The organism is Roseococcus sp. YIM B11640 (genome assembly GCF_049727625.1).
Lineage (GTDB): Bacteria > Pseudomonadota > Alphaproteobacteria > Acetobacterales > Acetobacteraceae > Roseococcus.
In genome coordinates this window covers 1066634-1079070 of the sequence record NZ_JBBJOZ010000002.1, presented here as the reverse complement: position 1 = coordinate 1079070, position 12437 = coordinate 1066634, and the positions used below count along the sequence as shown (strand labels likewise).

The 12437-nt window shown below is 70.4% G+C and carries 15 protein-coding genes; 9 read left to right on the top strand and 6 right to left on the bottom strand.

Annotated features, from left to right (window positions below; all coding sequences use genetic code 11):
- Nucleotides 1-8 precede the first annotated feature (8 nt).
- On the top strand, nucleotides 9-869 hold the full coding sequence (locus WJM96_RS12690; protein ID WP_424812856.1) for a hypothetical protein: 861 nt from the start codon (nucleotides 9-11) through the stop codon (nucleotides 867-869).
- Between the two features lie 30 nt (nucleotides 870-899).
- Here WJM96_RS12690 and WJM96_RS12685 read toward each other — a convergent pair whose 3' ends face one another.
- The 4 genes from WJM96_RS12685 to pdxH are packed head-to-tail and all read right to left on the bottom strand — an operon-like array spanning nucleotide 900 to nucleotide 4408.
- Nucleotides 900-1463: a GNAT family N-acetyltransferase gene (locus WJM96_RS12685; RefSeq protein ID WP_424812855.1), complete on the bottom strand. Its 564-nt coding sequence runs from the start codon at nucleotides 1461-1463 to the stop codon at nucleotides 900-902.
- Nucleotides 1454-2332, bottom strand: coding sequence for a universal stress protein (locus tag WJM96_RS12680; protein WP_424812854.1), 879 nt, complete (start codon nucleotides 2330-2332; stop codon nucleotides 1454-1456). Before WJM96_RS12680 ends, WJM96_RS12685 begins: the two co-directional genes overlap by 10 nt.
- A 37-nt stretch (nucleotides 2333-2369) precedes the next feature.
- The gene (locus tag WJM96_RS12675; RefSeq protein ID WP_424812853.1) at nucleotides 2370-3821 is read right to left on the bottom strand and encodes an AAA family ATPase; all 1452 of its coding nucleotides are present in this window, start codon (nucleotides 3819-3821) and stop codon (nucleotides 2370-2372) included.
- Nucleotides 3821-4408, bottom strand: coding sequence for a pyridoxamine 5'-phosphate oxidase (gene pdxH / locus WJM96_RS12670; RefSeq protein WP_424812852.1), 588 nt, complete (start codon nucleotides 4406-4408; stop codon nucleotides 3821-3823). The genes WJM96_RS12675 and pdxH overlap by 1 nt, the downstream gene beginning before the upstream one ends.
- 100 nt (nucleotides 4409-4508) lie before the next feature.
- On the opposite strand from pdxH, the gene fabI reads away from it, so the two are divergent.
- From fabI to WJM96_RS12645, 5 genes are read left to right on the top strand one after another with little or no spacing between them, the layout of a single operon-like run.
- Nucleotides 4509-5348, top strand: a complete 840-nt coding sequence (gene fabI, locus WJM96_RS12665) for an enoyl-ACP reductase FabI (RefSeq protein ID WP_424812851.1) — start codon at nucleotides 4509-4511, stop codon at nucleotides 5346-5348.
- Nucleotides 5349-5407: 59 nt separating this feature from the next.
- Complete coding sequence (locus WJM96_RS12660; protein ID WP_424812850.1) at nucleotides 5408-5572, top strand: DUF3309 family protein; 165 nt, start codon at nucleotides 5408-5410, stop codon at nucleotides 5570-5572.
- A gap of 37 nt (nucleotides 5573-5609) precedes the next feature.
- Nucleotides 5610-6299 (top strand): VIT1/CCC1 transporter family protein, encoded by a 690-nt coding sequence (locus tag WJM96_RS12655; protein ID WP_424812849.1) that lies wholly within the window; start codon nucleotides 5610-5612, stop codon nucleotides 6297-6299.
- Entirely contained in the window at nucleotides 6296-6619 is a 324-nt protein-coding gene (locus WJM96_RS12650; protein WP_424812848.1) for a DUF167 domain-containing protein, read from the top strand. The genes WJM96_RS12655 and WJM96_RS12650 overlap by 4 nt, the downstream gene beginning before the upstream one ends.
- Nucleotides 6616-7038, top strand: a complete 423-nt coding sequence (locus WJM96_RS12645) for a DUF3830 family protein (RefSeq protein WP_424812847.1) — start codon at nucleotides 6616-6618, stop codon at nucleotides 7036-7038. The genes WJM96_RS12650 and WJM96_RS12645 overlap by 4 nt, the downstream gene beginning before the upstream one ends.
- 52 nt (nucleotides 7039-7090) lie before the next feature.
- Here the strand turns inward: WJM96_RS12645 and WJM96_RS12640 are convergent, their stop codons facing one another.
- Entirely contained in the window at nucleotides 7091-8653 is a 1563-nt protein-coding gene (locus WJM96_RS12640; RefSeq protein WP_424812846.1) for a sulfatase-like hydrolase/transferase, read from the bottom strand.
- A gap of 55 nt (nucleotides 8654-8708) precedes the next feature.
- Between WJM96_RS12640 and WJM96_RS12635 the strand changes: the two genes are divergently transcribed.
- Nucleotides 8709-9260, top strand: coding sequence for a carboxymuconolactone decarboxylase family protein (locus tag WJM96_RS12635; protein ID WP_424812845.1), 552 nt, complete (start codon nucleotides 8709-8711; stop codon nucleotides 9258-9260).
- A gap of 101 nt (nucleotides 9261-9361) precedes the next feature.
- On the opposite strand, the gene WJM96_RS12630 is transcribed toward WJM96_RS12635, so the two are convergent.
- Nucleotides 9362-9886, bottom strand: a complete 525-nt coding sequence (locus WJM96_RS12630; RefSeq protein ID WP_424812844.1) for a hypothetical protein — start codon at nucleotides 9884-9886, stop codon at nucleotides 9362-9364.
- 64 nt (nucleotides 9887-9950) lie between these two features.
- Here WJM96_RS12630 and WJM96_RS12625 point away from each other — a divergent pair, with 64 nt between their 5' ends.
- Both WJM96_RS12625 and WJM96_RS12620 read left to right on the top strand, forming a co-directional pair.
- On the top strand, nucleotides 9951-11111 hold the full coding sequence (locus WJM96_RS12625) for an ATP phosphoribosyltransferase regulatory subunit (protein ID WP_424813100.1): 1161 nt from the start codon (nucleotides 9951-9953) through the stop codon (nucleotides 11109-11111).
- A complete protein-coding gene (locus WJM96_RS12620) occupies nucleotides 11111-12400 on the top strand; it encodes an adenylosuccinate synthase (protein WP_424812843.1) in 1290 nt (429 codons plus the stop codon). The genes WJM96_RS12625 and WJM96_RS12620 overlap by 1 nt, the downstream gene beginning before the upstream one ends.
- Nucleotides 12401-12437: the final 37 nt, after the last annotated feature.

Below are 12437 nucleotides of genomic sequence, written 5' to 3'. Positions count from 1 at the left end.
ATTTCTCGATGCGTGTTCTCGCCATCATCGCCCGATACGGCACCGACAAATACGCCGATGCGCCGGAGCAGCTTCGCGAGTTGTTCGCGCGCCAGATGCCCGGCGTATCCTGCGAGATCATGGTGGCCGACAACGCACAGCCGCCGGAATGGACCGAAACCGGGCCGGACGGCACCATCCTGATCGGCGGCGACAACACCTCCTGGGAGTTTTCGGCGTGGGATCGCGCCCTCCAGCATCTCGGCCGGTCGGTGCGAAACTGGGATCTGATCTGTCTGGTGACATCGGCCTTCCGGCAGGAGCACTCCAATTACCTGGATCGCGTGAGTGAACCGCTTCTCCATTGCATCGCCGGCCGCGCGCGGGCCCTGGGCCACATCGACTATGGCAATGCGCCGGTGACGCTGCGGGGCGTCAGTTCGCAGTGCTGGATTCGGAGCTCCTTCCTCCTGACCCCGCCTCGGGAGCTCGAACTCCTCGGACGCATCGCCGACATCACGGACGGCGCGGAGTTCTTCAGCGGCGATCCGCTTTCGCCCTTCCGGGACGACGCGCCGATCTCCGACCAGTACAAGCGGAACATCGTCTCCTGGCTCTGCGGCCAGGGGCTGGGCCAGGGGACGACGTGGCATTCCCGCTTCGACCTGACCGCCGAAACGATGCCCTTCTTCCAGAACAAGGCGCGCGCCATTCTCAACGAGCAGCGGCTGTCTTCGCGCCTCATGGCTCAGGGTACGCAACTGGTCGATGTGACCTGGCTCTGGAGCCGGCTGGCGGCCGGCGGCGCGCCGGCCTGCATTCCGCCATGGCGCTCGCAGGTGACGGCGCGGAGCGTCGACGCCGCGCCCGTCTCCATCCTCCAGTACTGACGAAGGCCGCGGCGGGGCGCCCCGCTGGGGTTACAGGCCGATGCGCCAGAGAAGGGCCGGTCCCCCGCCATAGACCGCCGGGCGCTCGAAGGTCCCGACCAGGGTGCCGCCATTTGCCTGGATCACGCGGGCGGAGGCCAAGTTCGCGACCTCGCAGGTCAGATCGGCATGGGGAAGGCCGCGGCTCCTCGCTTCGTGCAGCATGAGGGCGAGTGCGCGCTTGCCGATCCCCTCGCCACGCCGCCAGGGAACGACGGCATAGCCAATATGGCCGAGCACGTGGGACGGCAGTTCCGCCGTGCCCTTCTGCCAGCGCAGCCCAATGGAGCCGCAGACCTCGCGGCCATCCCAGATCCACCGGCGGATGGAGGGGATGCGCGGACGCGATGTTCCGTCGGGCATGCCGAGCGGCGGGCCCCGGCCCTCGGGATCGTCGAAGCCGGCCAGGAAAGCGGCCTCGTCGGCGGCCAGGGCCGTGAGCTCGGCGAGCGCGGCTTCGGGCCGCAAATTGTCGGGCGACCAACCCCGCCGGAGCGCCGCCTGGTAGGAGGCGACGTGCTCCGGCGCAGGCCTGACGAGTTCTGTCAGCGGCACATCAGGACGGGCACGTCGCTGTTCTCCAGCACGTGGCGCGTGACGCCGCCGAGGATGAGCTGCCGCAGCCGCGAATGGCTGTAGGCGCCCATGCAGAGCAGGTCCGCCCCGAAGTCCCGGACCGAGCCGAGCAGACCGGCGCCGACATCCTTTGTCATCGGGCGGAACTGCATCGCCTCGGCGCTGATCTCGTGCCAGTGCAGATAGGCGAGGATGCCCTCCACCTTCGGGCCGCGCCGCTGGTACTCGTCGGCATAGAGGATGCGCCGGGCCTCGGCACGGTGCAGCCAGGGCAGCGCGGCGGCGATCGCCGCCGCGCTTTCGGCCGAGCCGTTCCAGGCGCAGCAGACGCGCGTGCCGATCGTGGCCGGGGCGGTGCGGGGCGCGATGAGCACGGGGCGGCCGCTGTCGAACAGCACGGCATGCAGCGCATCCGAGCTCGAGACGTCTTCGTCCGCCTCGGGATGCGGGACCACGGCCATGTCGTAGAGGCGCGACTGCTGCGCGACGATGTCCTCCTCGCGCCCTGCGATGGATTCGAAGGAGAGGGTGGGGCCCTCCGCCTTCATCGCCGTCTCGGCGGAATCGGCGATGACGATGTCGCCGGCGGTTGCCGCGAAGCGCTCGAAGAGCGCGCGGACACGGCCCGCGCGGTCGCCGCTCTCGCGCTCGGTCGCGGCCATCATTTCCTCGATCATGGCGCCGGAGAGGCCCTCGCCGGCCAGCGGCGCGACATCGCGGGCGTCCACGCGCACATGCAGGCAATGCACATGCGCGCCCCATATGCGCGCAACGAGCAGCGCGGTGGCGAGAGCCGCTTCTCCGGCGGCGGTCCCCGTCATGGGCAGGAGCAGGCGTCGGTAGGCCATGTGGGTATCCCCCAAAACCGGATTTGTTCCGTGGAGGTTATGGCGAAGAGGAAGCCAGCAAGTCCAGCATCTTGCGCGCCACTACCTCTGGAGGCGATGTGGCGTCGAGCTGATGCCACGCCAAGGGGCCGGGATCGCGGGCCGCGGCGGCTTCGAGCACTGCGGCATCCGCGTCCGAGGCGTCGCCGCGGCGCGCGGCCACGCGCGCGCGCAGAACCGCGAGCGGCGCCTGCAGCCAGATCCCCGTGAAGCGGGGCCAGAGCTCCTCCAGCGCCTGACGCTCGCCCGCGCGCTGGAACACGGCATCGGCGATCACGTCCTGGCCTCCTTGGAGCGCCGCGAGGGCCAAGCGGTTGAGCTCGGCGAAGACGGCCGCGCTGGCTTCCGGCGCATAGGCCTCGGCCGGCAGCCGCGTCTCGGGCGAGGTCCCGGCGCGGCGTTTGCGGATCTCGTCGCTGCGGAGGATCAGGGCGCCTGGCGCCGCGCCCAGTCCGGGCGCGATGGCGCGGGCGAGGACAGACTTCCCCGTGCCCTGAAGGCCCCCGATGGCGATGAGGCGGGGCGGCCCGGCGGGCTCCAGATAGGACAGGGCCGCCTGCAGCAGCTCCACATGGGGCTTCTTCTGCTTGCCCGCGACATGCGCGCGGATGAAGGCGCGCAGCGAGAGCCAGAGCGGCAGCCCGCGCGCCAGCGCCGCATCCCCCGTAAGGGCGACGTAGCGGTTGAGCACCCGGTTCGCCGCCGCCCGCCCCGCCCGGCGCTCCAGGTCCATGAGCAGGAAGGCAAGGTCGTAGCCGGTGTCGATCGTGGCCATGGCCTCGTCGAACTCCAGCGCGTCGAAGGGCGTGGGCCTGCCGTCGAGCAGGCAGAGATTGCCGAGGTGCAGGTCACCATGGCAGCGGCGCAGAAATCCGTCGCGCGCGCGTCCGGCGAACCAGGGGGCCAGGGTGCCGTGCAGCGCCAGAATGCGCTCCTTCCAGAGCGCCACGTCTGCCTCGGGCAGTTCCGCCGCACGGCCGGCCTCGGCATTCTCGGTGATGATGCGCAGGAGGCTCCCGTCTCCCTCGCGTCGGGGCGCCGACGCATGCAGCGCGGCGACCGCATCGGCCATGGGGTCGAGCCAGGCGGGATCGATCTCCGCGTGGTCCAGGAAGGAGGAGGGGGGCAGGCGCCGCAGGCGCAGCACCCATTCCAGCGCCTCGCCCTCGCCGCCGAGGCGCAGGGCCCCGCCGGCTCCGCGGGTGATCTTCTCGCAGCCCAGGTATAGGGCCGGGGCCATGGGGTGGTTCAGGTCCTGTTCGAAGCGGACCAGCCTTTCGCGCTCGGAGAGGCGGGTGAAGTCCAGGAAGGTGAGCTTCACCGCCTTCTTGAGCTTCAGTGCCTCCTCGGCGCCCAGGAAGACCGCGGAGATGTGCGTCTCGATGATGCCCTGGCCGGTCAGGCGCGTGAGGAAATCGGCGACCTCACGCTGCTCGGCCGGGATGGTCATCAGGGGAAGAGCGCCTCTTCCCGCCAGGCACCATCGCCGTCCGGGTGGAAGACCCGGCGCTCATGCAGGCGGAAGGGCATGTCGCGCCAGAACTCGATGCGGTCCGGCAGGAGGCGGAAGCCGGACCAATGCGGCGGGCGGGGGATCTCGCCGATTCCGAACTTCAGCGTGTATTCGGCGACCGCTTTCTCCAGCGCCCACCGCCCCTCGAGCGGGCGGGATTGCTGGGAGGCCCAGGCCCCGATGCGCGAGCCGCGGGCCCGGGTCGCGAAATAGGCGTCGGCCTCGGCGGGCGTCACGGGCTCCACCTGTCCTTCGACGCGGATGCTGCGGCGGAGCGACTTCCAGTGGAAGCAAAGGGCGGCAAAGGGATTGGCCGCAAGCTGCTGCCCCTTCCGCGATTCGAGGTTCGTGTAGAACACGAAGCCCCGCGCATCCTGGCCTTTCAGCAGCACCATGCGCGCGGAAGGGCGGCCTTCCGGCGTGCAGGTCGCGAGGCACATCGCGTCGGGGTCGTTCGGTTCGCTCTTCGTCGCCTCGGCCAGCCATTCGGCAAAGAGCGCATAGGGATCAGTCGCTTCGGCCATGGGGTTCCTTTGGGCCTTGCCCGGTAGTAGGGCATGTGCCACCACAACTATCGGCTCGCAACCTCATGCGGGCGCCCCTCACTCCAAGACACGGATCGCCATGAAGGAAGACGCTGCGCCCGCCCTGCCCACCGGCACGCTGATGCAGGGCCGCAGGGGGCTCATCATGGGCGTCGCGAATGACCGCTCCATCGCCTGGGCCATCGCCCGTGCCTGCGCGGCCCAGGGGGCCGAGATCGCCTTCACCTACCAGGGTGAGGCTCTGGAGAAGCGGGTCCGCCCCCTGGCCGAGAGCATCGGCAGTGACATCGTCGTTCCCTGCGACGTCGGCAGCGACGAGGACATGGATGCCGCCTTCGGTGCCATCGAGAAGCGCTGGGGCAAGCTGGATTTCTTCGTCCATGCCATCGGCTTTGCCGACAAGCAGTATCTCCGGGGCCGCTTCATCGATACTCCGCGCGAGGCGTTCCTGCAGGCGCTCGACATTTCCTGCTACTCCTTCGCGGCCACCGGACGGCGCGCCGCGGCGCTGATGAGCGAAGGCGGCTCCCTGCTGACATTGAGCTATCTCGGCGCCGAGAAGTGGGTGCCGCACTACAACGTCATGGGCATCGCCAAGGCCGCGCTGGAGGCCAGCGTGCGATACATGGCGGCCGATCTCGGGCCCCAGGGCATCCGGGTGAACGCGATCAGCGCGGGTCCGATCAAGACGCTGGCGGCCAGCGGCATCGGCGATTTCCGCTACATCCTGAAATGGAACCAGTACAACTCGCCCATGCAGCGCAATGTCGGGCTGGACGAGGTCGGCGGCTCGGGCCTCTACCTGCTGTCGCCCTTGTCGACCGGTGTCTCGGGTGAGGTCCATCACGTGGACTGCGGTTACAACATCGTCGGCATGAAGAACCCGGAAGCGCCGGATCTCACCATCGATAAGGGCTGACAGGGCGGCAACCTCGCCGCCTGGCCAGGCGTTGGGCCTCCATTCCCAAGGAGGCTTCCATGACGCTCGGCACCATCCTGATCATTATCCTGATCCTCGCCCTGCTGGGCGGATTCAGTGGCCGTTTCGGCGGTTACGGCTATGGTTTCGGCCATGGCGGCGTGGGCGTCCTCGGTGTAGTGCTGATCGTCGTCATCGTGCTGATGCTGATGGGTCGTATCTGACCCCGCCCTTCCGGCGGCGGGGTGATGGGCGGGTGGTTTGCGGCACCAGGAACGTCACTTCGTCGATCGGATCGGCTGGCTGCGTGCGGCCGTCCTCGGCGCCAACGATGGCATCGTCTCCACCGCGAGCCTGATCGTGGGCGTGGCGGCGGCGGGCACGCCGCGCGCGGGCATTCTCGTCGCCGGCTTTGCCGGGCTCGTCGCGGGCGCGACCTCCATGGCAGCGGGCGAGTACGTCTCCGTCAGCTCCCAGTCGGACTCCGAGCGCGCCGAGACCGAGCGCGAGCGCGCCGAACTCGCGGCCGATCCCGGTTTCGAGCGGGAGGAACTGTCCCGCATCTATCAGGAGCGCGGGCTGGAGCCGGGACTCGCCGGGCAGGTGGCCGATGCGCTGATGCGCAAGGACGCGCTGGCCGCGCATATGCGCGACGAGCTCGGCATCTCCGAGGTCACGCAGGCACGGCCGATCCAGGCCGCCCTGGCCTCGGCGGCCAGCTTCTCGATCGGCGCGGCTCTTCCGCTCGGAACCGCGATGGCCGTGCCGCTGGCTTGGGTCGGGCCTTCCGTCTCGGCTGCCTCGCTTGCCTTCCTTGCCCTGCTCGGGGCCATTGGCGCCTGGACGGGTGGGGCCAGCGCGCCGCGCGCGGCCTGGCGCGTCGCCTTCTGGGGCGCGCTGGCGCTGGGCTTGACCGCGCTCATCGGCCGGTTGGTCGGGCAGGCGGTGTGAGCCTGCCCGCGACCGAGGTTGCCGGCGGCGTTCGTCTGGCCGTGAGGCTCACGCCCCGGGCGGGCCGCGAGGGGCTGGACGGGGTGGGCGAGGGCGCCGATGGCCGGCCTGTCCTGCACATCCGGCTCGCCGCGCCGCCGGTGGATGGCGCGGCCAATGCGGCGCTGATCGCCTTCGTGGCAAAAGGGCTTGGCCTCAGAAAATCGGAAGTGGCTATCGCGTCCGGCGAGAAGTCGCGGCAGAAGCTGCTGATGCTGTTGGGGGAGCCGGCGCGGCTGCTGGCGCGCATCGGCGCGTGGATCAGGGAGAACAAGGCTTGAGCGACATCATCATCGACATCGGGGGCGAGATCTTCGAGGCCGCCTTCGAAACCGAAGCGGCCCCCGCCACGGTGACCCGCTTCCGCGAGCTCATGCCCTATCGCGACCGCATCATCCATGTCCGCTGGAGCGGCGAGGCCTGCTGGATCCCGATGGGCGAGCGCGACCTTTCCATCGGCTACGAGAACGCCACCAGCTACCCCGCGCCGGGGCAGATCATCGTCCATCCTGGCCATGTCCATGGCGTGAGCGAGACGGAGATCCTGGTCGCCTATGGCCCTTGCTGCTTCGCCAGCAAGGCGGGGCAGCTCGCGGGCAACCACTTCCTCACCATCCGCAAGGATCTCGACCGGCTGGCGAAGGTGGGCCGATCGGTGCTGTGGGACGGCGCCAAGGCCATCGAGTTCCGCGCCAAATAGCGCCTGATCCGGGCAGGCGGCACGCCGCAGCGGTAAATCAGGGCTCGGCGGCCTACCACTCGCCGTAGAACACGCCCGCCGCCTTGTGGCGGTCGGTGCGGAACTCGGCCTCTGCCCAGGTGAGGGTGGTGCGGCACCTCAGGTTGGCCGCCCATTCCCAGAGCCGCTCGCGCATCCCGGCGCGCACCTCCTCCTGCGCCGGATCGGCGCCGAGGTCGAAGAACTCCTCCGAGTCGGCCGCGAGGTCGTAAAGCTGGGGGCGCAGGCCGCTCGTCCAATGGATGTATTTCCACCGGGCCGTCCGCACCATGAAGCCGCGATGCTGGCCCGTGGGCAGGCCCAGGCGGCGGCGCGCGGCGCGGAAGGTGAAGTCCAGCTCGCTGAACGCCGCCTCGCGCCATTCCACGGCCTCGCCGCGCGCCAGCGGCAGCAGCGAACGGCCCTCCAGCACATGCGGCTGCGCCTCCAGCCCCAGCGCGTCGAGGATGGTGGGCACGACGTCGATCGCCTCCACGAAGCGGCCCTCCACCGTGCCGCGCGTGGCGTCGGCGGCGGGCAAGGGGTCATGAAGGATGAAGGGGACGCGCTGGACGCAATCGTGGAACAGCTCCTTCTCGCCCAGCCAATGGTCGCCGAGATAGTCGCCGTGGTCGGAGGTGAAGATGACCAGCGTGTCCTTCCACCGCCCGGTCCGTTCCAGCAGGTCCCAGACCCGGCCGAGATGTGCATCCACCTGCGAGATGAGGCCCTGGTAGGTCGGGCGGACGGCGGCGATGCACTCGTCGCGCTGAAAGCTCTGCGCGACCTCCTCCTGCTGGAACTCGCGCAGCAGGGGATGCGCGCCGGGGCCGCGCTCGGCCTCGTGGCGGCGGACGGGCAGGCATTGCTCCAGCGAATACATGGCGTGGTAGGGCGCGGGGGCGACGTAGGGCCAGTGCGGCTTCACGTAGGAGAGGTGCAGCACCCAGGGGCTCTCGCCCTGGCCCTCGATGAAGCGCAGCGCCTGGTCGGTGGTGTAGGCGGTCTCGCTGTGCTCCTCGCGAACCCGGGCGGGCAGGCGGGCATTCCGCATCTTCCAGCCGTTGAGCACTTCTCCCTTCTCGTTCTCGACGGCGATGACGTGGTCCGTCCAAGGGTCCTGGCTGTCGTATCCCTGGGCGCGGAGCCAATGGGCATAGGCGCTGTCGGTCTCGGCGTGGTGGCCGTCATGGCGGTCCACCAGGCTGAACCAGCCCTCGCGCAGCAGAACGGCGAGCTCGTCCTGCCCGTCCAGCAGCAGGCGCTTCATGCCGCGCGCATCGGGCAGCATGTGGGTCTTGCCGGCGAGCGCGAGCGTGCGCCCGGCCTCGCGCAGGTGCCAGCCCAGCGTGACCTCGCCCACCGAGAGCGGCACGCGGTTGTGGGTCGCGCCATGCGAGGCGACGTAGCGGCCGGTGTAGAAGCTCATGCGCGAGGGGCCGCAGATGCCCGACTGCACATAGGCCTGGGAGAAGCGCACGCCGCGCGCGGCCAAGGCATCGATGTTCGGCGTGCGGATGAAGGGATGGCCGGCGCAGCCCAGATGATCCCAGCGCAGCTGGTCGCACATGATGAAGAGAACGTTCCTGGCGGCCATTGGCGATTCCCCTGACGGGCGGCATCGTAGCCCCAGAAACCGAACAGGAAACGCCATGCCCCGCTTCACCGCGCTCACCGAAGCCACCATGACCCCCCGCCAGCGCGAGGTCGCGGCCAGCATCTCCTCCGGCGCGCGCTCCGGCCTCCGCGGCCCGTTCCCCGCCTGGCTGCACAGCCCCGAGATGGCCGAGGCGATGCAGCGCGTCGGCCGCTTCATGCGCTGGGAGAGCGGCTTCCCGGCGCGCCTTTCCGAACTCGCGATCCTGGTGACGGCGGCCGCCTATCGCGCCCGGTTCGAATGGTTCGCGCACCATCCGCTGGCCATCGAGGGCGGGCTGAAGCCAGAGATCGCGGAGGCCGTGCGCCTCGGCCAGGAGCCCAAGGGCATGGCGGAGGACGAGGAGGCCGTGTGGCGCTTCGCCTATGAGCTGCATCGCGACAAGGACGTCAGCGACGCGGCCTTCGAGAAGGTGAAGGCCCTGTTCGGCGAGAAGGGCGTGGCCGAGATCCTGGGGATCTGCGGCTATTACGTGGCGGTGGGACTGACGCTCAACGTGGCCCGCGTGCCGCTGCCCGAGGGCACGCCGGATCCGTTCCCGGCATAGCCAGGCTGCCTTCGGCCCGAGGCTTGCCTCGGGCCGAAGGGCCAAGCGCGACCGCGCCAGACCATCGGCGCAGCCGCCGCCCGCGGCCTGCGGGCGGAAAACTACCTTCTGAAGCTCATCACATCGTTATTGGCCATTCCGGCGGCGCTGGAGACCTGGCGCAGCCGGGGCAGGCTGCCGAGGCGCCGCAGCACCTCCTCCGGCGGGACCAGGAAATTGGGACCGGACAGGGCGGCCAGCGCACGGGCCTGGCTGCCGGCCCGGAGCGCCCGGCCGGCGTCGCGGAGCGACAGCTCCACCGCCTGGTTCGGCGCGGTGGGCGAGATGCCGAGCGCCCCGCGCATCTCCAGCACCGCGTTCTGCAGTTCCTGCGTGGTCGCGGTCTGGACGCGGAAGGACCACACCGGGTCGTCCCGGAAGGTCCGGGCCAGGAACTCCAGCTGGGCGGCGGCGATCGCCGCGCCGGCCGGATCCCCGTCCCAGCGGGAGGTGTCGCCCAGGTTCCGCGTGGCATAGAGCGCCGCGCCCCGGACCGGGTCGCCGATGCCCCAGGCGTAATTCGTCACCGGATCATCCGTGCAGGCGGCCAGGACGAGCGGCAGGGCCATGGCTGTGCGGCGTTTCATGCGGAACAATCTTGCACGCGGGACCTTGCCCGTCAGCCCCGGCGCTGCCACACAGCGCCACGGGATGAATGATGCCTCCAACCCCGTCACCGCCGGGCTGCTGCCTGCCGGTCTCATGGATGTCCTGCCGCCGGATGCGGAGCGGGAAGCCATGCTCGTCGAAGCCCTCATGGAGGCCTTCTGCCGCTACGGCTATGAGCGGGTAAAGCCGCCTTTGCTGGAGTTCGAGGAAGGGCTCCTGGCCGGTTCCGGGGCTGCCGTGGCCGAACAGACCTTCCGCCTGATGGACCCGGTCAGCCAGCGCATGATGGGCCTGCGGGCCGATACGACGCCGCAGGTGGCCCGGATCGCCGCGACCCGCCTGGGCCTCCAGGCCCGGCCGCTGCGGCTTTGCTATGCCGGCCAGGTGCTGCGGGTTCGCGGATCGGAACTCGCGCCGTCCCGCCAGCTGCCCCAGGCGGGCATCGAGCTGATCGGCGGCGCGGCCCCGGAAGCCGACGCGGAAGTCGCGCTCGTCGCCGCCGAGGCGCTGGACCGGGTGGGCATCCAGGGCATCACCCTGGATGTGACGCTGCCCCGCATGGCCCATGCCCTTTTGGACGCTGCCGGCATCGGCGCCACCCTGACCGAGCGCCTGATCCGCGCGCTGGACCGCAAGGACGCCGCCGCCGTGGCCGCCTTGGCCGAGGGCGCTGGGCCCGTCGCGGGGCTCCTGCCGCGCCTGCTCAATGCCGCCGGCCCCGCCGCCGGCGCGCTGGCCGTTCTGCGCGAGGCCAAGCTGCCCGAGGCCGCCCAGGCCATCGCCGAGAACGCCGCCAGCATCATCGAGGCCGTCGCTGCCCGCGCGCCGGGCCTCAGGATCACCCTGGATCCGGTGGAGTTCCGGGGCTTCCAGTATCATGTCGGCGTGGCCTTCACGATCTTCGGCCCAGGCATGACGGGCGAGCTCGCGCGCGGGGGACGCTACCTCTCCGCCAATGACGAGCCCGCCACGGGCATCACCCTCTACCCCGACGCGGTGATGCGCGCGGCCCCGGCGGCTCCGCCCCGGCCGCGCTGCTTCCTGCCTCTCGGCACGCCCGCCGAGGCCGGGGCCGCGCTGCGCGAGCAGGGCTTCGCGACCGTCGCCGCGCTTTCCGCGGCCGACCAGGCGGGCCGGCTCCGCTGCACCCATGTGTGGGATGGCCGCTCGGCCACGCCCCTCAAAAAGGAAAGTTCCGTCTGATGGCCAATGTCGCCGTGATCGGCGCCCAGTGGGGCGACGAGGGCAAGGGCAAGGTGGTGGACTGGCTCGCGAGCCGGGCCGACATCGTGGTGCGCTTCCAGGGCGGGCATAACGCCGGCCATACGCTGGTGGTGGGCGACACCACCTACAAGCTGTCGCTGCTGCCCTCGGGCGTGGTGCGCGGCAAGCTCGGCATCATCGGCAATGGCGTCGTGCTCGACCCCGACGCGCTGCTGGCCGAGATCGAGAAGGTGAAGGCGCAGGGCCTCGACGTCGGCCCGCACAACCTTCGTATCGCCGAGAACACGCCGCTCATCCTGCCGCTGCACCCGGCGCTGGACCGGGCGCGCGAGGCTGCCCGCGGCGAGGACAAGATCGGCACCACCGGCCGCGGCATCGGCCCGGCCTATGAGGACAAGGTGGGCCGCCGCGCCATCCGCCTCTGCGACTTGGCCGAGCCCGAGACGCTGAGCGCCAAGCTCGACGAGCTGCTGCTGCACCACAACTCTTTGCTGCGCGGCCTCGGCTCGCCCGAGTTCGAGAAGCAGGCCCTGCTGGACGGCCTGCTGGCGCTGGCGCCGAAGCTGCTGCCCTTCTCCGAGCCCGCCTGGGAGCGACTGGACGAGGCCCGCCACCAGGGCAAGCGCGTGCTGTTCGAGGGCGCGCAGGCCGTCATGCTCGACGTGGACCACGGCACCTACCCCTACGTCACCAGCAGCAACACCGTGGCCGGCAATGCGGCGGCGGGCGCGGGCATCGGCCCCGATGCCATCGGCCTCGTGCTCGGCATTGCCAAGGCCTATGCCACCCGCGTGGGTTCCGGCCCCTTTCCGAGCGAGCTGTTCGACGAGACGGGCAAGCAGCTGGGCGAGCGCGGGCGAGAGTTCGGCACCGTCACGGGCCGTCCGCGCCGGTGCGGCTGGTTCGACGCCGCCATGGTGCGCCAGGCGGTGAAGATCGGCGGCGTGAACGGGCTCGTGCTCACCAAGCTCGACGTGCTGGACGGGCTGAAGGAGCTCAAGATCTGCGTGGGATACCGCGTGGACGGCAAGGTGATGAAGCACCTGCCGGCCGCCATGAGGGCCCAGGCCAAGGCCGAGCCGGTCTTCGAGGTGATGGATGGCTGGTCCGGCTCCACCTTCGGCGCGCGCTCCTATGCCGAGCTGCCGGCCCAGGCGGTGAAGTACATCCGCCGGATCGAGGAGCTGGTGGAGGCGCCGGTCATGATGCTCAGCACCTCGCCGGACCGCGACGACACCATCGCGCTGCGGGACCCCTTCGCGGGGTGAGGGTGCCCGGCCTCCGATCAGGCTGGCCGGAACTTCC

Excerpts from the sequence above, each read along its gene's own strand:
- WJM96_RS12625 (WP_424813100.1), top strand. The coding sequence starts at position 9,951 with ATGAATGATGCCTCCAACCCCGTCACCGCCGGGCTGCTGCCTGCCGGT.
- WJM96_RS12635 (WP_424812845.1), top strand. The coding sequence starts at position 8,709 with ATGCCCCGCTTCACCGCGCTCACCGAAGCCACCATGACCCCCCGCCAG.
- WJM96_RS12680 (WP_424812854.1), bottom strand. The coding sequence starts at position 2,332 with ATGGCCTACCGACGCCTGCTCCTGCCCATGACGGGGACCGCCGCCGGA.
- fabI (WP_424812851.1), top strand. The coding sequence starts at position 4,509 with ATGAAGGAAGACGCTGCGCCCGCCCTGCCCACCGGCACGCTGATGCAG.
- WJM96_RS12620 (WP_424812843.1), top strand. The coding sequence starts at position 11,111 with ATGGCCAATGTCGCCGTGATCGGCGCCCAGTGGGGCGACGAGGGCAAG.
- WJM96_RS12660 (WP_424812850.1), top strand. The coding sequence starts at position 5,408 with ATGACGCTCGGCACCATCCTGATCATTATCCTGATCCTCGCCCTGCTG.
- WJM96_RS12640 (WP_424812846.1), bottom strand. The coding sequence starts at position 8,653 with ATGGCCGCCAGGAACGTTCTCTTCATCATGTGCGACCAGCTGCGCTGG.
- WJM96_RS12630 (WP_424812844.1), bottom strand. The coding sequence starts at position 9,886 with ATGAAACGCCGCACAGCCATGGCCCTGCCGCTCGTCCTGGCCGCCTGC.
- WJM96_RS12675 (WP_424812853.1), bottom strand. The coding sequence starts at position 3,821 with ATGACCATCCCGGCCGAGCAGCGTGAGGTCGCCGATTTCCTCACGCGC.
- WJM96_RS12690 (WP_424812856.1), top strand. The coding sequence starts at position 9 with ATGCGTGTTCTCGCCATCATCGCCCGATACGGCACCGACAAATACGCC.
- pdxH (WP_424812852.1), bottom strand. The coding sequence starts at position 4,408 with ATGGCCGAAGCGACTGATCCCTATGCGCTCTTTGCCGAATGGCTGGCC.